Raw genomic sequence first — 18309 nt, 5'->3', positions numbered from 1 at the left:
GCGGAGGCGCTCAGCGCGAGCCGCCGAGGACCGCGACACCCCGGGCGCTGCCTTGCGTGGTGCAGCTCCCGCCGAGGTCGCAGGTGCGGACGGTCGTCGTCTGCGCGCCGTCCGGACCGGACACGCTGAGCACGACGAGCTCGTCGTCCGCCAGCATCGCGACGTCGAAGACGTCGTCGGGCAGCGGCACCTCGGCGACCTGCTCACCGGTCGTGGCGTCGAGGACCTTCGCCCACGTGGGGAGCGCCTCGCCGGTTCCGTCGTGGCCGATGACGACGAGCCGCTTCCCGTCAGGCGCGTACGGCGACGCGCTGCCGAGACCACCGGGGCACTGCTTCCACGGCGCCGTGTCGTCGTCGCCGGCGGGGCCGCCGATCACGCAGTCCGGACCGATGCCGACCCGCAGGCCGGCGTACGTCGAGCGGTCGGGGGAGAACCGCCCGTCGATGACGTTGCGGGCCACGACCTCCTGGTAGGTGCCCGTGGGCGTGGAGCGGTAGTACGTCGTGCCGCTCGGCGACCAGCCGGTGACGACGTCCTCGCCGTCGAAGAGCGCGGTCCCCTCGGGGTCGCCGGGATCGGGCGCCGGCGGCACCCGGGTCGCCGTCCCCGTCGTGAGGTCGGTGATCTCGTAGCCGGTGGCGTCCGGACCCAGGCCGACGTGCTGGGTGCCGTCGTCGCTGATGTCGCCGTGCCCGCGGACGTCGGCCAGCACCACCACGTCGCCGTCCCGGTCGACGCGTAGCACGCGCGGCGACGAGTCCGGGGTGCTGGGCACGTCCTGGACGATCCAGTGGTCGCCGACCCGCTCGACGCCCGTCACGAACGCGACGCCGGAGAGCGGGACGACGGTGTCGCCGTCGTGCAGCTCGCTGGACGTCATCCACAACGGTCCCGGCGCCGCCTGCTCGCGCTGCTGTCCCGCCGGCGGGTGCGCGGCCGGCGTGGAGCCGCCGGGCTCGAGCGCGACGCCGACACCCCCGACGGTGCCGACGATCGCGGCGACGGCGACCGCGGCCAGCATCCGGCGGTCCATCAGCCGCTCCCGAGCACGAGGTTGCCCTCGGCCTCGACCTGCGTCGTGCAGTCGCCGGTCGCCACGACGCACCGGCTCAACGCGATCTTGTCGGTGTCGTCGCGCCCGGTGACCGTGTAGACGACCGTGTCGTCGCCGCCCCACGCCGCACCCGACCGGTACCCGCCCGGGTCGATCCGCCCGGTCACCCGGCCCGTCGCCGGGTCGCGGACCTGCAGCGCCGACGGCGGCGGCCCGTCGCCCACCGCGGTCTCGGTGAGGAGCAGCGTCCCCGACGGCGAGTACGGCGCCCGCGACGCCGTCCCGGTCGAGCACTCGGCCCACCACGAGCCGGTGTCGGCGAGCGCGCCCCCGGTGAGGCACCCGCCGACCGGCGTGGCCGGTCCGGTCGCGGGATTCGGACGGCTCTCGACGGCGTAGCGACCGTCGTCCGAGACGTAGCGCGGCTCCCCACCCGGCTCCCCCAGCTGGCGCGGGGTCCACGGATCGGCGGCCCCCAGCGGGTGCGTCGTCCGGTCGGCGAGGACGGCGACCTGCCACCCGCCGCGGCCGTCGCCGTACGCCACGCGCTCGCCGGCCGGGTCGACGTGCCAGGGACCGACGAGCGGACCCACCTTCCACGTCGCGCCGCCGGGGGTGACGTAGACGCCGGTCTGCTGGTCCTCGTGGTCGCCGTAGTAGACGACCAGGTAGCCGCCCCGCGCGCGCTCGAGCGAGAGGACCAGGTCGGCGTCGACGCCGGGGACCGCGACCTCGGCGTCGCCGTCGTGGATCGTGCCGTGGAGGAAGTAGAACGGGCCGGCCGGGGCGACCGGGGCGACCGGGGCGACCGGGGCGACCGGGGCGACCGGGGCGACCGGGGCGACCGGGTCGGCCGGGTCGGCCGGGTCGGCGGCCCGGTGCTCGCGCGGGGCGTCGTCCCCTGCACCGACGGCGTACGCGACCCCGCCGGCCGACCCGAGGACGGCGGCGGTGACGAGCGAGACCAGGGTGATCCGGTTCATGTCAGGTGTGATGCTCCGGGGTCAGGTTCGGTTCTGCCCAGAGGCCGATCTCGGCGGCGAAGCGGCGGAGCACCTGCTCGACCGGTCCGTCCGGCGCGAGGAGCACGGCCGGGTCGGCGGCCGCGACGAGGGCGCGGACCGCCGGTGCGTCGTCCGGCTCGGCGAGGGGCCAGCGCGCGGCGGCCGTGGCGCGGTCGGTCGTCCAGGTGCGCTCGCGGATGCTGACCAGCCCGGCCAGCGCGAGCAGCGTCTTGCGGCTGATCCGCCGGGCGAGCTCGGGTCCCTCGGGCGCCGTGCGCCAGCCGGCGAGGTGCGCGGCGAGGTCGCCGTTGAAGCCGCGGGCGGCGCGTCGGTCGGCGGGCACGGGCGGGAGGTCCGCAGCGGGGTCCGGTCCGGCGAGGTGGACGCAGTAGTGGCGCAGGAACGCCCGGTTGCCGTACGCCGCGTCGCTCGCGCTCGCGCCCGCGTCGGCGAGGTCCTCCGCGCCGAGGCACGCCACCTCCACCCCGCGGCCGAGCCCGGCGAACCGGTCGCTCAGCTCGGCACCGAGCGCGGCGGCACGCTCCCGAGGGAGTCCGACGGTGAGCAGGTCCACGTCCGAGCGCCCCGGCTCGGCCTGGCCGGTGGCGACCGAGCCGTAGACGTACAGCGACGGCGCCCCGGGCCCGTCCCCCAGCAGCGCGACCGCGTCGTCGAGCACCGCACGGTAGGCGGCGGGGATCCGGTCGCGGCGCGCGCCGGTGACGATCAGCCCGCCACGGCTGACGCCCTCGCCCGGATCGCGCACCCCCGCACGCTACCCGCCGAGCCGCAGCGTCGTCCCCTCCCAGCGCCGGCGCAGCCAGCGGTCGTGCGAGGCGACGACGACGGTGCCGGGGCTCGTGCCGATGGCCTCCTCGAGCTCGCCGACGAGCGCGAGCGAGAGGTGGTTGGTGGGCTCGTCGAGGAGGAGCAGGTCCGGCTCGGTCGCGACGGCGATCGCGAGGGCGAGCCGGCGGCGCTGACCGACCGAGAGCAGGACGACGGGCTTCGGGTGCTCGCGGGGGTGGAGCAGGCCGAGGCTGCGGAGGGGACGACGGGCGGCGAGGTCGGGGCCGACCGCGGCGTCGTAGGTGGCGCGGGCGGTGGCGGTGAGGTCCGGGAACACGGGGTCCTGGGTGAGCTCGGCGATCCGGTGCGCGCCGACCTGGACGGTGCCGGCGGTCGGCGTGATCCGTCCGGACAGGACGCCGAGCAGGGTCGACTTCCCGGTCCCGTTGGCGCCGGTGACGAGCAGGTGCGACCCGGACTCGACGTCGAGGACGGGCAGGCGCAGGCGGTCGCCGACGACCAGGTCGCGGACGAAGACGACCCGCCCACCGGCAGTGCCGGAGCCGGCACCGGTCAGCCCGGTCGCCAGGCGCAGCGGCGCCGGAGGCTTGCGGACCTGGGTGCGCTCGGCCTCGTCGAGGCGGCGCTCGGCGTCCCGCTTGCGGCGGGCGACGGCGCGGTCGACGTTGGCGCCCTTGAAGGCGTGGATGAACTTGTCGTTGTCGCGTGGTCCGCGGCCGGGCGCGATCGTGCGCTGGTCGATGCGGGTGGCCTCGCGGAGCCGGTCGAGCTCCTCCTGCTGGGCGGCGTAGGTCTCCTCCCAGCGGCGCCGGGCGGCGGCGCGGGCCTCGGAGTACGCCGTCCAGCCGCCGCCGTAGCGTCGTCCGCCCCGGCCGTCGGTGCCCATGCCGACGGGGTCGAGGTCGACCAGGTCGGTGCAGACCTCGTCGAGGAGGACCCGGTCGTGGCTGGTGAGCAGGACGACGCCCGGCAGGTCGCGCAGGAAGGCGACGAGCAGCGCGACCGCGGCGTCGTCGAGGTGGTTGGTGGGCTCGTCGAGCAGCAGGCACTGCGGACGCCGGGTCATCAGCGTCGCGAGCGCCAGCCGGGTGCGCTGGCCGCCGGAGAGGCTGCCGACCGGGCGGTCCGGGGCGAGGTGGTCGAGGCCGAGCTGCTCGGCGGCGAGGAGCGCGCGCCGGTCGGCGTCCCAGGCATCGTGGGCGAGGGCGAGCTCGAGGGCGGCGGCGTACTCGTCGGCGACGGCGGGCTCGTCGAGCCGGTCCGCGAGGCGCTCGACGGCCGCGACGGCCTCACGGAGGGGGCGCAGCGCGGTGGCGAGGACGTCGGCGATCGTGTCGGCGTCCCGGAACGGCGGCTCCTGCGTGAGGAGGGCGAGGTCGTCGGGCCGCTCGATGCTGCCGGTGACGTGGGCGGTGGCGGGCAGGGTGCCGCTCACCGCGCGCAGCAGCGTCGACTTCCCGGCGCCGTTCTCACCGATCAGGCCGATCCGCCGGCCCGGCTGGGCGACGAGGTCGATCCCGTCGAGGACGGTACGACGTCCGAACGCGACGCCCAGGTCGCGCACGACGACGGGGGCGAGGGAGGTGGTGGATCCGGATGATGCGGACATGACGGGGCGCCTTCGGAGACGGAGGGACCCACCGGGCTGGTGCCGCGGACGTGGGCCGGGTCAGGCGTCGATCAGCATGATGGGCCCAGCGTACGGGGGTGCTGGTCACCGGCGCCACCGGATAAACCGGTGGCCCCGCGGCGCCGTCCGCCGCTACGGTCGCCCCATGACCCGGCTCGTGCCGAGGACGCCTCGAGGCGTGGCTCGGAATCCCGACCCGCACCGGTAGCTCCTGACGCTGCCGGCCTGAGGCGCGCTCGGCCTGCTCCTGCTTTGTCATCCCAAGGAGCAAGGAGAAACCGGGTGTCCGACACCTTCACCTGCGTGCGTTGCGGCCTCGTCGTCGTCACGCTCGCGCCCGGCGACGCACGCCGCAACCACTGCCCCAGCTGCCTGAGCTCACGGCACACGATCGACCACGTCGACGGCGGACCGTCCGACTGCGAGGGCCGGATGGCGCCGCTGTCGATCGCCGTCCAGCGGGACGGCTCGTGGTCGCTCGTGCACCGCTGCACGCGCTGCCGCGAGCTCGCGCTGCACCCCACCGCACCGGACGACAACCAGCTGATCCTGATGCGGCTGGCCGTGCGCCCGCTCGCGGAGCCACCGTTCCCCCTCGACGTCTTCAGCACCCTGTAGGGGGCGGCGATGCCGAGGAGGAGGACGCCGCCAGGGCGTACCCAGCGGCGCAAGGACGTGCGCCACCGCACCGGCGCCGGGTCCGGCGACGCCTTCCGCTGCGTCGGGTGCCGGCTCGGGGTGCCCGTCGTCGCGCCCGGCACAGCGCACCGCAACCACTGCCCCAGCTGCCTGGCCAGTCGTCACGTCGACGGCCGGGTGCCGGGCGACCGGGCGTCGCCGTGCGGCGGCCGGATGGTCGCGGTGAGCCTGTCGACACGGCCGGACGGCGAGTGGCAGCTCGTGCACCAGTGCACGGCCTGCGGCGTCCTCAAGCTGAACCGGGTCGCGGGCGACGACAACGCCCTCGCGCTGGTCCGGCTGGCGGTGCGCCCGCTCGCCGACCGGGGGCTCGGCCGGCGGGCGCTGCGGGAGCTGTGAGCGGACGCGCCGGGCTGGTCAGAGCTCGCCGAGGATGCGGGCGCGGGTCTCGTCGTACTCGTCGCGGCTGACGAGGTCGCGGGCCAGCAGGGAGTCCAGCTCGGCCAACCGGTCGGCGGCGCTCGGTCCCATAGGGACGGCGCCGCCGGCCGGTGCCGCGGTCGGCCCGGCGGCCGGCGCGGCAGCCGGTGCGGCGGTCCAGTCGATCTCCCACTCGTCGGTCTCGCGGTCGAGCAGCAGGGGCAGCGCGCCGCCGTACAGGAGCGGGATCCGGATCTCGGGGATCGGCAGGCTCGCCTGCACCTCGTACGGCGTCACGTCGTCGCCCTCGATCCGCATCCGCAGCCTGACCACCGGCTGCTCGTTGATCCGGACGTTCGTCTGCTCGAACGAGAGCACCCTGCCGGTCGCAGGGCGCCCGTGCTGCCGGAGCCGGTACCGGCGCACTTCGCCGCCGTACCGGCCGAGCCCGAGGAAGAGACCGATCAGGACGTCGAGCGCGGTGATGGCGATGCCGGTCGGCAGCAGCCAGCCGGTGCCCGGCTCGGAGCCGTCGACGGACAGGCCCATGATCAGGAAGATCGGACCGACCACGCCGCACAGCAGGCTGAACAGCAGCACCGGCACGACGCTGCGCACGAGCGACGGCCGCCGCGGCGGCCGCTGGGGGGAGAGCGTCATGGAGTCAGCGTAGGGCGGGTCGGGCGGGTGGTGGTTCGGTGAATCTGGCTGGGGAGGGGGAGTTTCCTGTGCCCAGGGGCAGTTTCACCGCCTAGGCGGTGAAACTGCCGCCGCGGCGGCCCGCCCGTACTGGCCCCACAAAACTGCCCCTTGGCGCACGGAACTCCCTGTGCCAACGGGCAGTTTCACCGCCTAGGCGGTGAAACTGCCGCCCCGACCCCGTACCTTCACCCCGTGCCCACCCCCGCGTCCGTCGCCGCCCTGGAGCGGCACCAGGTCGCGATCTACCTCGGCGGGCTGGGGGCCGGGGCCGCCGTGGGCCTGGCCTGGCCGGGCGCTGCGGACCCGCTGGAACGGGCGATCTACCCGGTGCTCGGGGTCCTCCTCTACGCGACCTTCCTCCAGGTGCCGTTCACCGAGGTGGCGGGGGCGTTCCGCGACCGGCGCTTCCTCGGCACGGTGCTGGTCCTCAACTTCGTCGTCGTGCCGCTCGTCGTGGCCGGGCTCACCGCGGTGGTGTCGCTGGAGCGGGCGGTGCTGCTCGGTGTCCTGCTGACGCTGCTCACGCCGTGCATCGACTACGTGATCGTGTTCTCGCGGCTCGCGGGCGCCGACAGCGAGCGCCTCGTCGCGGCGGCGCCGCTGCTGATGCTGGCGCAGGTGTTGGCGCTGCCGGTGCTGCTGTGGCTGTTCGTCGGGTCCGAGCTCGCCGACGTCGTCGAGGCGGGACCGTTCGTCGAGGCCTTCGGCCTGCTGATCGTGCTCCCGCTCGCGCTCGCGTGGGCGACCCAGGCGCTCGCCGACCGGCGCCGGGCGGGCGTCGTGGTGAGCCGGGCGATGACGGCGGCGATGGTGCCGCTGATGGCGCTCACGCTGCTCGTCGTGGTCGGCAGCCAGGTCCCCACGCTCGACGGCCGGTACGGCGAGATCGCGGCCGTCGTCCCCGTCTACGCGGCCTTCCTCGTCGTGATGGCGGTGCTGGGCGTCGCCGCGGTCCGGCTGACCGGGCTCGACGTCGGCCGCGGCCGGGCGCTCGTGTTCAGCGGCGCGACCCGCAACTCGCTGGTCGTGCTGCCGCTCGCGCTCGCCCTGCCCGCGGCGTACGCCGTGACGCCCGCCGTCGTCGTCACGCAGACGCTGGTCGAGCTGGTGGGGATGCTCGTCTACGTGCGCCTGGTGCCGTGGCTGGTCAGCGAGCGGGGAGCTCCTCGGCCGCTGTCTCGCGGACCCAGGCGGCCTTGATCGCGCGCCACGACTCGTCGTCGTGCCCCCGACGCCAGTACGGCGAGCAGGAGAGCCGCTCGGCGTCGACGATCCGCTCGCCGAGCAGCACCCGGCGCACGGCGCGGGTCGCGGCGGCCTCGCCGTGCACGAAGGCGCTCACGGTGCCGGACGGGCGGGGCAGGGCGGCGACGGCGTCGGCCAGCAGGCCGGCCACCTCGTCGTCGCCGGTGCGTCCGGCGCGGTGCACCCAGTGCACCTCGAGCGCGCCCGGGGACGACAGGGGGATCTCGTCGGCGGCGTCCTCGACCTCGGCGACGACGACGACGGGCCGCCCGGCCGGGACGGCCTCGGCGCACGCGGCGATGGCGGGCAGCGCGCTCTCGTCGCCGACGAGCAGGTAGTGGTCGGCGTCGTCGTGGGGCCGGTAGCCGCCGGCCGGGCCGCGCAGCTGCAGACGGTCGCCCGGGGTGGCCCCGAGCGCCCAGCGGCCGGCGTAGCCCACGTCGCCGTGGGCGGCGATGTCGAGCGTGAGCTCGCCCCGCTCGGCGTCCCAGCGGCGGACGGTGATCCGGCGGGGGAAGGGCCGCTGCGGACGGGGCAGGTCGCGGACCGCCTCTTCGTCGAAGGGCACCGTGTAGGGGGCGTCGTCGGGCCGGAAGAAGCAGTTGACGTACTCGTCGGCGTCGCCGGTCGAGGTGAAGCCGGCGAGCCCGGCTCCGCCGAGCACCACCCGCACCAGGTGGGGGCTCAGCTGCTCGGTCGCGAGGACCTCTCCGTGCATGGCACTGCTCCTTCTCACGTCGAGGACCGGTCAGCCTCGATCATCTTCCTTAGGCGAACCTAACCTAGCGCGGGGGTGGTCAGGCCGGCGACCGGTCCCGCAGGGCCGCGACGTAGGCGCCGGGAGTGGTGCCGGTGGTCTGCCGGAACGCCCGCACGAACGCGCTCGCGGTCTGGTAGCCCACCTGGTGCGCGACGGCGGTCGCCGTCTGGCCGTCGGCGAGCAGCAGGATCGCCGCCCGGACCCGGGCCTGGACCCGCCAGCGGGCGAACGTCATCCCGGTCTGCCCGGCGAAGAGCCGGTCGAGGGTGCGCCCGGAGAGCCCGACCTCGGCCGCCCACTGCTCGGTCGTCCGACGGTCCGCCGGGTTCTCGACCAGGCCCGCCGAGACCACGCGGGCCCGCGGGTCGGTCGGCGTGGGCAGCGCGATCCCGGTCCCGGCCACGGGCTTGACCAGGCTCATCGCCGCGCGCTCGGCGTCCTCGCGCTCCGCGTCCGAGAGCGTCGCGTCGCGCAGGTGCAGCAGCAGCTCGCGCACGACGGGCGGCATCGCGACGAGCACCGGGCGGTCCCACTGGCCGGGGAAGCGGACCGGGTCGACCAGCGTGAAGTAGTGCCGCGCGCCGGCCCCGGCGAAGCCCGCGTGGCGCACCCCGGCGGGCACCCACAGCCCCGCAGTCGGCGGCAGCGTCCAGGCGATGCCCTCGGTCTCGACCGTGCGGACGCCGGCGAACCCCCAGAGCAGCTCGTGCTTGCGGTGGACGTGCCAGTCGATCGACCGGGCGTGCGGCTCGACCAGGTGCTTGGTGACGAGCGCTGCCGGCGTGCGCCCGGTCACAGTCGGCGGTGGCGACGTCGAGATCGGAACACGATGTGTCACCTTACCTCCTGGCACTGAGGCAAGCCTTACCTCTACCGTCGGAGCAGGCCGCCCGGTGCCGTCTCCCGGTGCGCCTCCCCGCTCTCGAACCGAAGGAACCTGCATGCCCCGCGCCCTCTCCCTCGCCGCTGCCGCCGCCCTCGCCGCGCTCGCCCTGACGGCCTGCGCCGGCGAGAAGGACGACGCCGGCCCGGCCGGCCCGGTCCACGACGTCACCCACGCCCGGGGGACGACGGCCGTGCCCGAGCAACCGAAGCGCGTCGTCGTGCTCGAGCCGGTGCAGCTCGACACCGCGGTGGCGCTCGGCATCACGCCGGTCGGCACCGCCGTCGCGAGCGAGGAGACCGGCGTGCCGTCGTACCTCGGGCCGGACGCGGCGGACATCGCGACCGTCGGCACGGTGACCGAGCCGTCGCTGGAGAAGATCGCCGAGGAGAAGCCCGACCTCATCCTGGGCACCGAGTCGCGCCACTCCGACCTCTACGACCAGCTCAGCGACATCGCCCCCACGGTGTTCATGGCCACCCAGGAGGACCCCTGGCAGGACAACGTCGCGCTGGTGGGCGAGGCGCTCGGCAAGCCCGGCGAGGCGACGTCACTGCTCAAGGCGTACGACGACCGCTGCGCCGCGATCGCCGAGGAGCACCAGCTCGCGGGCACCACGGCCCAGCTGGTGCGGCCGCGCGACGAGGCCGTGCTGAGCATCTACGGACCGACGTCGTTCGCCGGCAGCACGCTCGAGTGCGTCGGGCTGACGATCCCCGAGCGGGACTGGGAGGGCTCGATCTCCGTCGACATCTCGCCCGAGCGGATCCTCGAGGCCCGCGGCGACCTGCTCTTCGTGACCAGCAGCGACCCGGCCGACGCCGGCACCCTGCCGAAGCCGATCAAGGACAACCCGAAGGCGTTCCCCGCGCCGCACCTGGTCGACTTCTCGTACTGGATCGCCGGCGTCGGCCCGCTCGGCGGCCAGGCGGTCCTCGACGACCTCGAGGAGATCCTGTCCGCGCGCTGAGCCTGCCCGGGTGGGTGCTCGGGCTGGCGGTGGTGCTCGGCGGCGCCGTCGTGCTCTCCCTGGCCGTCGGCTCGAACCCGCTCAGCCCGGCCGAGGTGCTGGCCGCGCTGGGCGGGGGCGGCACCGACGAGACCCGGTACGTCGTGCGCGAGCTGCGGGTGCCGCGCACGGCGGTCGCCGTCGTGGCGGGCGCCGCCCTCGGCGTCGCGGGCGCCCTGATGCAGGCGTTCACACGCAACCCCCTCGCCGACCCGGGCATCCTCGGCGTCAACGCGGGCGCGGCGTTCTGCGTCGCGCTGGGCGTCACCTTCCTCGGCATCCGCTCGATCACCGGCTACGTCTGGCTGGCGTTCGCAGGCGCCCTCGTGGTGACCGCCGCCGTCTACCTGATCGGATCGACCGGCCGCGGGCGCGCCGACCCGGTCCGGCTCACGCTCGCCGGCGTCGCGCTCGGCGCGGTGCTGTCGGGCATCACCACCGGCCTGAGCCTGAGCAACCCGACGGCGTTCGACAAGATGCGCAGCTGGAACGCGGGCACCGTGCTGGGGCGCGGGTTCGACGTCCTCGTCCCGGTGCTCCCGCTCGTCGCGCTCGGCCTCGCGCTGGCCCTGCTCGTCGCGCGCGACCTCAACGCCGTCGCACTGGGTGAGGACGTCGCCCGCAGCCAGGGCGTCGACGTCGTGCGCACCCGGTGGCTCGTGGTCGCCGCGGTCACCCTCCTGGCCGGCTCGGCGACGGCCCTCGCCGGACCCATCGCGTTCGTCGGGCTGATGGTCCCCCATGTCGTGCGGTGGACGCTCGGCCCCGACCAGCGCCGGATCCTCGCCGGGACCGTGCTCGTCGCGCCCGCCCTGCTGCTCGCCGCCGACGTCGTCGGACGCCTCCTCGTGCTGCCCGGCGAGATGCCGGTCGGCGTGGTGACCGCCTTCGTCGGCGCACCGGTGCTCATCGTGCTGGTCCGGCGCCGGGGAGCGTCGGCCCTGTGAGCGGCGCACCGCAGGTCGAGTTCGGCTACCGGCGCCACCGGATCGGTGGCGAGCGGCTCAACGCCGTGCTGCGCACGCGCAGCCTCCTCGTCGGCGCCGTGGTGCTCCTGGCCCTCGGCGGGCTGGGGGTGCTCGCCCTGATGACGGGCGACTACTCGCTGAGTGCGCGCGAGGTCGTCGACGTCCTGCGCGGCGTGCGCGAGGGGCTCGCCCCGACCGTCGTCCTGGAGTGGCGGCTGCCGCGGGTGCTCGCGGCCGTCGTCCTCGGCGCGGCGCTCGCGGTCGCCGGTGCGCTCTTCCAGACGCTGACCCGCAACCCGCTGGCCAGTCCCGACATCATCGGCCTGTCCAGCGGCGCGTTCACCGGCATGCTGCTGACCGTCCTGCTCGTCGGCACCACGTGGCTGCAGGTCACCGCCGGCTCCGTCGCCGGCGGTGCCGCGGCCGCCGCGGTGATCTTCCTGCTCGCCTACCGCGGCGGCATCCAGGGCTTCCGCTTCATCGTCGTCGGCATCGCGATCTCGTCGATGCTCGCCTCGGCGAACACCTGGATGCTGCTGCAGATCGAGGTCGAGACGGCGATGTTCGCCTCCGCCTGGGGCGCCGGCAGCCTCAACGGCGTGACCGGCAGCCAGGTCCTCGGCGCCGGCCTCTGCGTCGCCGTCCTCCTCGCCGGGTGCGTGGCGCTCGCCCCGGCGCTGCGCCAGCTCGACCTCGGGGACGACGCCGCGCACGCGCTCGGCCTGCGCCCGGGCCGGGTCAAGGCGGCCGCCGTCCTGCTCGGCGTCGCGCTCGTCAGCGTCGCGACCGCGGTCGTCGGCCCGGTCGCCTTCATCTCGCTGGCCGCACCCCAGATCGCCCGGCGCGCAGCGGGGACGCCGTACCTCCCGCTGACGCTGACCGGGCTGACCGGGGCGCTGCTGCTCCTGATGTCGGACTTCACCGCCCAGCACCTGCTGCCGGTGACGCTCCCCGCCGGCGTAGTCACCGTGGTGCTCGGCGGGGCGTTCCTGGTCTGGCTGATCGTGCGGGAGATGCGGCGCTGGCGCTGACGGCGTCGCATCTCAGTCGGCCGGCACCTGCGCCTCGTCGGCCCGCGGGAGCACCTCGATCCGGGTGAGCCGCCGGCCCTCGACCGCGCTCACCCGCAGCACGGCGTCGGGCAGCTCGACGCTGTCGCCCACCTCGGCGACGTGGCCGAGCCGGGAGATGACGTAGCCCGCGACCGTCTCGTAGTCGCCGTCCGGGACGACGACGCCGGTCTCCTCGGCGAAGTCCTCGATGGTGAGCCCGCCGGAGACCACGACCGCACCACCCGGGCCGTCGAGCTCGGGAAGGGTGCGCGGGTCGGGGTCCTCGTCGTACTCGTCGCGGATGTCGCCGACGATCTCCTCGACCAGGTCCTCGAGCGTGACGATGCCGTCGGTGCCGCCGAACTCGTCGACGACGACCGCCACGTGCGCACCCTGCTTGCGCAGCAGGACGACCGTCGGCAGCACGGCGTTCGTGCCCGGCAGGTGCAGCACCTCGCGCTGGACGTCGGCGACCGTGCGCCCCGGCGGGTGCTCGCCCAGGATGTCGCGGATGTGGACGAAGCCGGTGACGTCGTCGAAGTTCTCGCCGATCACCGGGTAGCGCGAGTAGGGCTGGTCGGCGACCCACGTCGCGGCCTCGGACAGCGGCAGCGCGCCCTCGACGAAGACCACGTCACCGCGGGGGCGCATGACCTCCTTGAGGTTGCTGCGGGTCGCGGCGAAGACGTCGGTGAGGATCTGCCGCTCCTCGTCGCCGAGGCCGCCGTGGCTGGTGACGATCTCGCGCAGCTCGTCCTTCGACACCTCCTCGGAGGTGGCGTTCGGGTCGCCGCCGAGCAGCCGCACCAGCGCATTGGTCGACATCGACAGCAGCCAGATCACCGGCCGCATCAGGGTCGCGAACCGGTCGAGCACCGGCCCGGTCAGCATCGCGACGCCGGCTGCGCGCTGCAGCGCCAGCCGCTTGGGCACGAGCTCGCCCAGCACCAGCGACAGGTAGGCGATGATCAGCGTCATCACGATGAGCGCCACCGTGTCGGCGGTGTCGGCGCCCATGCCGAGGTCGACGAAGTACGGCGCCACGTCGGGCGCCAGGGTCGAGCCGCCGTACGCCGCGGAGAGGAAGCCGGCGACGGTCACGCCGATCTGGACCGCCGAGAGGAACCGGTTCGGGTCGCGGGCGATCGCCGCCACCCGCGCGCCACGACCGCCGCGCTTCGCGAGCTGGCTCACCTGGGTCTCGCGCAGGGAGACCAGCGCCAGCTCGGTCGCGGCGAAGACGCCGCCGACGAGCACGAACAGCACCACCAGGGCCAGGTTCAGGTAGGTCTGTGAGTCGATCACGCCCGCTCACCTCCCCACAGACGCAGAGGTGAACGGAAACGACTTCGTGGTTCGTCCATGCGCAGATCCTAGAAGAACCGGGCCAAGGGCGCGCTACGCCTGGGTGCGCAGGTAGCGACCGAAGTGCGGCACGGTGAACGCGATCCGGCCGCGCTCGCCCGAGTAGATGAGCCCCTTCTTGAGCAGCGAGTCGCGCGCGGGTGAGAGCGACTGCGGCTTCTTGCCGAGCACCGCGGCGACGTCGGCGGTCGCGACCGAGCCGACCGGGTCGTCGACACCGTCGTCGGAGGCGGCCACCGCGGCGTCGGCCATCGCGCGCAGGTAGTCGCGCTCGGCCGGCGTCGCCCGCTCGTAGCGGGAGCCGAAGAAGCCGACGGCCAGCTCGGCCTCGGCCTCGGGGCCGGCCACGGCGATGTCGTCGACCGTGATCGGCGTCCGTGGCGCGAGGTCCCAGACGGAGCGGCCGTAGGCCTGGATGAAGTAGGGGTAGCCGCGGGTCGCGTCGTACATCGCGGCGAGGGCGTCGGCGGTGAAGGTGGCCTCCTCCTCCTCGGCGGGCGCGACCAGGGCACGGTCGGCGGCCTCGCGGGAGAGCCGGTCGATGCGCTGGTACGAGAACAGCCGCTCCGAGTAGGACTTGCTGGCCGACAGGACCGCCGGCAGGTGCGGCAGCCCGGCCCCGACAACGATGACGGGCAGCCCGTTCTGGCTGAGCTCGTGGCAGGCGGCGCAGAGCGCGGAGACGTCGTCGGCGCCGAGGTCCTGCATCTCGTCGATGAAGACGGCGACGCCCTTGCCGACGTCGGCCGCGAGCCCGCCGACGTCGGTGAGCAGCTCGACGAGGTCGATCTCGACGTCCCCCGAGTCGGCCCGGCCGCGGACGACGGGCGCGGCGATCCCCGGCGACCACTTGTCGCGGAGCTTGGCGTCGGTGCCGGCCTCGCGCTGCGCGAACGACCGGATCACCCCCAGCACGTGCTCGGTCTCCCCCTGCTCGGGGTGGCCGAGCTCGCGGACCGCCTGGTGCAGCGCCGACGACAGCGGCCGGCGCAGCGACTGGTCGGGGCGCGCCTCGAGCTTGCCCGTCCCCCAGCCCTTGCGGACCGCCGCCGAGCGCAGCGCGTTGAGCAGCACCGTCTTGCCGACACCGCGCAGCCCGGTCAGCACCAGCGACCGCTCCGGACGCCCCCGCGCGACCCGCTCGAGCACCACGTCGAACGCCGCCAGCTGCTCGTCGCGGCCGGCCAGCTCGGGCGGGCGCTGCCCGGCGCCGGGGGCGTAGGGGTTGCGGATCGGGTCCATGATGCGACGCTATCGGCGTCTCTAGCGGCCCCCCTAGATTCGCCTAGCGTGTCGGATCGATCGCAGGTGTGCGGACGCCGGGCCCGGGCACCGCAGAGGGATGGACGGGCTCACCTTCGCGTGGTCGATCGCCCTCATCGTCACTGCCGGGACGCTGCCCGCCGGGGTGGTCCGCACGCTCGCCTACCGCTCCGGCGAGGTCGACCACACCCCCGGAATGCGGATGGTCGCGACCGTCGCGATGGCCGTCGGGACGGTCGGGCTGGTCTGCCTGGTCGCGCTCAGCGTCGCGCTGCTCGCACGGTGACCGCGCCCGCGAGCACGCCCCCGGCGCCGAGCAGGACCAGCCACGGCGCGACCGGCGCACCGGTGGCGGGCAGGCCCGTCGCCGCGGCGACCGGCCGCACCGGATCGGCACCCGTGGCCGGCGTCCCCACTTCCTCGCCGGCCACGGCGCCGTCCGGTGCGGCGGGTGCCGCGGGTGCCGCGGGTGCGGCCGGTGCGGCCGCGCACGGCTCCGTCGCCGGCTCCCCCGGGACGACGAAGTCCTCCACCCACGCGGGCATCACCTCGACCTCGTGCTCGGGACTCACCACGAGCTCGACGACCGAGTCCGGCAGCGCGGCCCACCCGGCACCCTCGGGCGGGGACGCCGAGGCATCGGGGGTGGTCTCGACCGCCGGGACGCCGGCGCGCGTGGCGCCCGTGGCGTCGTACCCGAGGGCGGGGGCGGCGCCTGCGCCGAGCCACACGACGTCGACCACGGCGGGGGTGGTCTCGGTCGTCGCGCCCTCGGTCCAGCCGGCGCCGTCCGGGACGACGCCCGGCGCGAGGTCCCGGCTCTCCGGCGTGCTCGACGCGTCCCGGCTGACGCCCGTCGCGACCGCGCCGGCCGGGGGCACGGCGCCGTCGACGACCCAGGTCGTCTCGACGTGGCTGAGCTCGGGCACCTCCGGGACGGCCGGCCGGTCCACGACCCAGACCTGCTCGGTGACCTCGGGCGTCACCACCTGGACGTCGGTCGCGCCGGTCGGCGACCAGCCCTTGCCGTTCTCGCCGGCGTTCCAGCCCTCCCGCTCCCACCGGGTCCTCCCGGTCTGCTGCTGGACGTACTCCCACCGCGTCACCGTCACCGCCGGCGTCACCACGCGGGTCTCCTCGTGACCGGCCTCCGGCGTCCCCGGCACGACGGGGCGGTCGACCACGGTCCGCGCGTACGCCGACTCGCGGACGACGACCACCCGGGTCCAGCGCACGCTGCGGGTGGCGGGCACGATCGTGCGGGCATACGCGTGCTCGACGGTCGGCACCACACGCTGCCAGCGCCAGCCCGGTGCCGTCACGGCGGGCACGATCTCGGTGATCGCGGGGTGCTCGATGCTCGTGTAGACGGGCGGCCCCTCCGGCAGGCCGCAGGGCCGGCCGGAGGGAGCCGCACCGGCGGAGGGAGCGGTTCCGACGACCGCCGTGAGGGCGATCGAGGCAAGGGTGAGGTACCGGATGTCCATGGCGAGACCTTCGGGAGAGGCGCACGACGCGGCGCGGGAGGGGCGAGGCGGTTCCCGAGTGGCCCGATGCACCCTCAACGCGGCGTCCCCCGCACGGTCACTGCCCACGGCCGGAATCAGGACGAAGTCCCGGGTGCCCTCCTCGGTCCGCCCCCTTCCGTCGGACCCACCATCTACGCTGTTCGCGTGCCCGAGCTGCCCGAGGTCGAGGCGCTGGCCCTGGACCTGCGGGGCCGGCTCGACGGCCGTGCCCTCACCCGCGTCCACGTCGCCGCGTTCAGCGCGCTCAAGACCTACGACCCGCCCCTGTCCGCGATCGAGGGCACCCTGGTCGACGACGTCCGACGGCACGGCAAGTTCCTCGACATCGAGGCCAGCGGCCTGCACCTCGTGCTCCACCTCGCGCGCGCCGGCTGGGTGCGCTGGAAGGACGAGGTGCCCGCGCTGCCCCCGCGCCCCAGCACCAAGTCCCCGCTCGCCGTCCGCATCGTGCTCGACGAGAACGACGGCGTCTCCCCCGGCCTCGACGTCACCGAGGCCGGCACCAAGAAGTCCCTGGCCCTCTACCTCGTCCGCGACCCCCTCGACGTCCCCGGCATCGCCAGCCTCGGCCCCGACCCGCTCACCGACGACTTCACCCCGCAGCGCCTCGCCGGCATCCTCGCCGACGCCGGCCGCAAGCAGCTCAAGGGCGTGCTGCGCCACCAGGGCACCATCGCCGGCATCGGCAACGCCTACTCCGACGAGATCCTCCACGCCGCCCGCATGTCGCCCTTCAAGCCGGCCGACAGCCTCACCGACGACGAGCTCGCCGTCCTCTACGCCGCCGTCCGCGACACCCTCGGCGACGCCGTCGAGCGCTCCCGCGGGCTCGCCGCCAGCGAGCTGAAGAAGGAGAAGAAGTCCCACCTCGCCGTCCACGGCCAGACCGGCAAGCCCTGCCCGGTGTGCGGCGACATCGTCCGCGAGGTGTCCTTCGCCGACTCGAGCCTGCAGTACTGCCCGACGTGTCAGACGGGCGGCAAGCCGCTGGCCGACCGGCGGATGAGCAAGCTGTTGAAGTAGGGGCGCACCCGCTCCCGAGGCGCGTCCTCGCGCGGCTGCCGCACCAGCACCACCGCCGCCAGCACCAGCGCCCCACCCGCGACCTGCACGGCGGTGAGCAGCTCGCCGAACATCACGGCCGCGCTGACCACCGTCACGACCGGCTCCAGGATCGACAGGATGGCGGCCGTGGACGGGCCGACGCGCGCCATGCCGGCGAAGAACAGCAGCATCGAGCCGACCGTGCTGACCAGGGCGATCGCGGTGAGCCAGAGCCAGCCGGTCGCGGTGAAGTCGAGCGCGGTGCCGCCGCGGACGCCGCCGACGACGAGGAGGGCGGCCGTGGCGCCGGCGCAGATGACGGCGGCCAGGGCGAGCGGCGGGGCGCCGTCGGTGAAGCGGTCGCCGACCACGATGTAGCCGGTGTAGGTGAGCGCCGCGCCGAGCGCCAGCAGGGCCCCGCGGACGTCGAGCCCGCCGCTCGCCGCGCCCGCGCCGACGAGGACCAGGCCGATCCCCGCGAGCGCGACGAGGAGGGCGGCGACCCGGCGCGGGGAGACCGGCTCGCGCCGGGTGAGGACGGCGACGAGCATGACCAGCGCCGGGTAGACGTAGAGGATCAGCGCGACGAGCGCGGCGTCGAGGCGGCGGAGCGCGGAGAAGTAGAGGCTCGCCTGGACGGCGTACCCGAAGACGCCCATGCCGAGCCCGACCAGGACCGCGCGGCGGCTCAGCCGGCGCAGCGCGCCGGTGCCGGCGGCGACCGCGAGCAGGACGGCGGCGGCCAGCCCGAAGCGGACGACGAGCAGGCCGTCGACCGAGACGCCGGCCGCGTAGGCGGACTTGGCGAAGACCGCCATCAGGCCGAACCCGACGGCGGAGAGCAAGCAGTAGAGGCGTCCCACCCCTCCATGGTCCGGGCCAGGAACGTTCAGGTCCATCACGGCTTCGTGCACATGATTGTTCGGATA

General features: G+C 75.0%; 19 protein-coding genes. 8 read left to right on the top strand and 11 right to left on the bottom strand.

Annotation, left to right across the window (positions count from 1 at the left end):
• Nucleotides 1–10: 10 nt before the first annotated feature.
• Genes BM223_RS00365 through BM223_RS00350 form a run of 4 tightly spaced genes read right to left on the bottom strand, consistent with a single transcriptional unit; the run spans nt 11 to nt 4480 of the window.
• Nucleotides 11–1036: a hypothetical protein gene (locus tag BM223_RS00365; RefSeq protein ID WP_038682486.1), complete on the bottom strand. Its 1026-nt coding sequence runs from the start codon at nt 1034–1036 to the stop codon at nt 11–13.
• On the bottom strand, nt 1036–2040 hold the full coding sequence (locus BM223_RS00360; RefSeq protein ID WP_075018428.1) for a hypothetical protein: 1005 nt from the start codon (nt 2038–2040) through the stop codon (nt 1036–1038). The genes BM223_RS00365 and BM223_RS00360 overlap by 1 nt, the downstream gene beginning before the upstream one ends.
• A gap of 1 nt (nt 2041) precedes the next feature.
• The gene (locus tag BM223_RS00355) at nt 2042–2827 is read right to left on the bottom strand and encodes a nucleotidyltransferase domain-containing protein (protein ID WP_052139130.1); all 786 of its coding nucleotides are present in this window, start codon (nt 2825–2827) and stop codon (nt 2042–2044) included.
• A gap of 9 nt (nt 2828–2836) precedes the next feature.
• Nucleotides 2837–4480, bottom strand: a complete 1644-nt coding sequence (locus tag BM223_RS00350) for an ABC-F family ATP-binding cassette domain-containing protein (RefSeq protein ID WP_052139131.1) — start codon at nt 4478–4480, stop codon at nt 2837–2839.
• A gap of 303 nt (nt 4481–4783) precedes the next feature.
• Here BM223_RS00350 and BM223_RS00345 point away from each other — a divergent pair, with 303 nt between their 5' ends.
• Nucleotides 4784–5119, top strand: a complete 336-nt coding sequence (locus tag BM223_RS00345) for an RNHCP domain-containing protein (protein WP_235319074.1) — start codon at nt 4784–4786, stop codon at nt 5117–5119.
• 9 nt (nt 5120–5128) lie between these two features.
• Entirely contained in the window at nt 5129–5539 is a 411-nt protein-coding gene (locus tag BM223_RS00340) for an RNHCP domain-containing protein (protein ID WP_038682493.1), read from the top strand.
• 18 nt (nt 5540–5557) lie between these two features.
• On the opposite strand, the gene BM223_RS00335 is transcribed toward BM223_RS00340, so the two are convergent.
• Nucleotides 5558–6220: an SHOCT domain-containing protein gene (locus BM223_RS00335; RefSeq protein WP_052139132.1), complete on the bottom strand. Its 663-nt coding sequence runs from the start codon at nt 6218–6220 to the stop codon at nt 5558–5560.
• Nucleotides 6221–6454: 234 nt separating this feature from the next.
• On the opposite strand from BM223_RS00335, the gene BM223_RS00330 reads away from it, so the two are divergent.
• Nucleotides 6455–7462 (top strand): arsenic resistance protein, encoded by a 1008-nt coding sequence (locus BM223_RS00330; protein WP_038682495.1) that lies wholly within the window; start codon nt 6455–6457, stop codon nt 7460–7462.
• Here the strand turns inward: BM223_RS00330 and BM223_RS00325 are convergent.
• Nucleotides 7410–8225 (bottom strand): siderophore-interacting protein, encoded by an 816-nt coding sequence (locus tag BM223_RS00325; protein WP_038682496.1) that lies wholly within the window; start codon nt 8223–8225, stop codon nt 7410–7412. The genes BM223_RS00330 and BM223_RS00325 overlap by 53 nt on opposite strands.
• 79 nt (nt 8226–8304) lie before the next feature.
• A complete protein-coding gene (locus BM223_RS00320) occupies nt 8305–9105 on the bottom strand; it encodes a helix-turn-helix domain-containing protein (RefSeq protein WP_141267543.1) in 801 nt (266 codons plus the stop codon).
• A 103-nt stretch (nt 9106–9208) separates the two neighbouring features.
• Between BM223_RS00320 and BM223_RS00315 the strand changes: the two genes are divergently transcribed.
• The 3 genes from BM223_RS00315 to BM223_RS00305 are packed head-to-tail and all read left to right on the top strand — an operon-like array spanning nt 9209 to nt 12158.
• Nucleotides 9209–10120, top strand: coding sequence for an ABC transporter substrate-binding protein (locus BM223_RS00315; RefSeq protein WP_038682498.1), 912 nt, complete (start codon nt 9209–9211; stop codon nt 10118–10120).
• 14 nt (nt 10121–10134) lie between these two features.
• Nucleotides 10135–11106 (top strand): iron chelate uptake ABC transporter family permease subunit, encoded by a 972-nt coding sequence (locus BM223_RS00310; protein ID WP_038682500.1) that lies wholly within the window; start codon nt 10135–10137, stop codon nt 11104–11106.
• Nucleotides 11103–12158, top strand: coding sequence for a FecCD family ABC transporter permease (locus BM223_RS00305; protein ID WP_038682502.1), 1056 nt, complete (start codon nt 11103–11105; stop codon nt 12156–12158). Before BM223_RS00310 ends, BM223_RS00305 begins: the two co-directional genes overlap by 4 nt.
• Nucleotides 12159–12170: 12 nt before the next feature.
• Here the strand turns inward: BM223_RS00305 and BM223_RS00300 are convergent, their stop codons facing one another.
• Nucleotides 12171–13481: a hemolysin family protein gene (locus tag BM223_RS00300; protein WP_038685534.1), complete on the bottom strand. Its 1311-nt coding sequence runs from the start codon at nt 13479–13481 to the stop codon at nt 12171–12173.
• A gap of 96 nt (nt 13482–13577) precedes the next feature.
• A complete protein-coding gene (locus tag BM223_RS00295; protein ID WP_038682504.1) occupies nt 13578–14786 on the bottom strand; it encodes an ATP-binding protein in 1209 nt (402 codons plus the stop codon).
• A 100-nt stretch (nt 14787–14886) separates the two neighbouring features.
• On the opposite strand from BM223_RS00295, the gene BM223_RS00290 reads away from it, so the two are divergent.
• Entirely contained in the window at nt 14887–15093 is a 207-nt protein-coding gene (locus tag BM223_RS00290; RefSeq protein ID WP_038682507.1) for a hypothetical protein, read from the top strand.
• Here BM223_RS00290 and BM223_RS00285 read toward each other — a convergent pair.
• A complete protein-coding gene (locus BM223_RS00285) occupies nt 15068–16294 on the bottom strand; it encodes a hypothetical protein (protein WP_038682508.1) in 1227 nt (408 codons plus the stop codon). The genes BM223_RS00290 and BM223_RS00285 overlap by 26 nt on opposite strands.
• 186 nt (nt 16295–16480) lie before the next feature.
• Here BM223_RS00285 and BM223_RS00280 point away from each other — a divergent pair, with 186 nt between their 5' ends.
• The gene (locus BM223_RS00280; RefSeq protein WP_038682510.1) at nt 16481–17359 is read left to right on the top strand and encodes an Fpg/Nei family DNA glycosylase; all 879 of its coding nucleotides are present in this window, start codon (nt 16481–16483) and stop codon (nt 17357–17359) included.
• Here BM223_RS00280 and BM223_RS00275 read toward each other — a convergent pair.
• A complete protein-coding gene (locus BM223_RS00275) occupies nt 17305–18243 on the bottom strand; it encodes a DMT family transporter (RefSeq protein WP_052139134.1) in 939 nt (312 codons plus the stop codon). The genes BM223_RS00280 and BM223_RS00275 overlap by 55 nt on opposite strands.
• Between the last annotated feature and the right edge of the window lie 66 nt (nt 18244–18309).

Source organism: Pimelobacter simplex (assembly GCF_900114845.1).
Classification (GTDB): Bacteria; Actinomycetota; Actinomycetes; order Propionibacteriales; family Nocardioidaceae; genus Nocardioides; species Nocardioides simplex.
The sequence above is the reverse complement of the archived record's forward strand: the minus strand, read 5'-3'. Positions and strand labels throughout refer to the sequence as shown.

Bases quoted from the DNA above. Each gene is read 5' to 3' on its own strand.
- BM223_RS00365 (WP_038682486.1), bottom strand. From the start codon at position 1,036: ATGGACCGCCGGATGCTGGCCGCGGTCGCCGTCGCCGCGATCGTCGGC.
- BM223_RS00360 (WP_075018428.1), bottom strand. From the start codon at position 2,040: ATGAACCGGATCACCCTGGTCTCGCTCGTCACCGCCGCCGTCCTCGGG.
- BM223_RS00350 (WP_052139131.1), bottom strand. From the start codon at position 4,480: ATGTCCGCATCATCCGGATCCACCACCTCCCTCGCCCCCGTCGTCGTG.
- BM223_RS00340 (WP_038682493.1), top strand. From the start codon at position 5,129: ATGCCGAGGAGGAGGACGCCGCCAGGGCGTACCCAGCGGCGCAAGGAC.
- BM223_RS00335 (WP_052139132.1), bottom strand. From the start codon at position 6,220: ATGACGCTCTCCCCCCAGCGGCCGCCGCGGCGGCCGTCGCTCGTGCGC.
- BM223_RS00325 (WP_038682496.1), bottom strand. From the start codon at position 8,225: ATGCACGGAGAGGTCCTCGCGACCGAGCAGCTGAGCCCCCACCTGGTG.
- BM223_RS00315 (WP_038682498.1), top strand. From the start codon at position 9,209: ATGCCCCGCGCCCTCTCCCTCGCCGCTGCCGCCGCCCTCGCCGCGCTC.
- BM223_RS00295 (WP_038682504.1), bottom strand. From the start codon at position 14,786: ATGGACCCGATCCGCAACCCCTACGCCCCCGGCGCCGGGCAGCGCCCG.
- BM223_RS00290 (WP_038682507.1), top strand. From the start codon at position 14,887: ATGGACGGGCTCACCTTCGCGTGGTCGATCGCCCTCATCGTCACTGCC.
- BM223_RS00285 (WP_038682508.1), bottom strand. From the start codon at position 16,294: ATGGACATCCGGTACCTCACCCTTGCCTCGATCGCCCTCACGGCGGTC.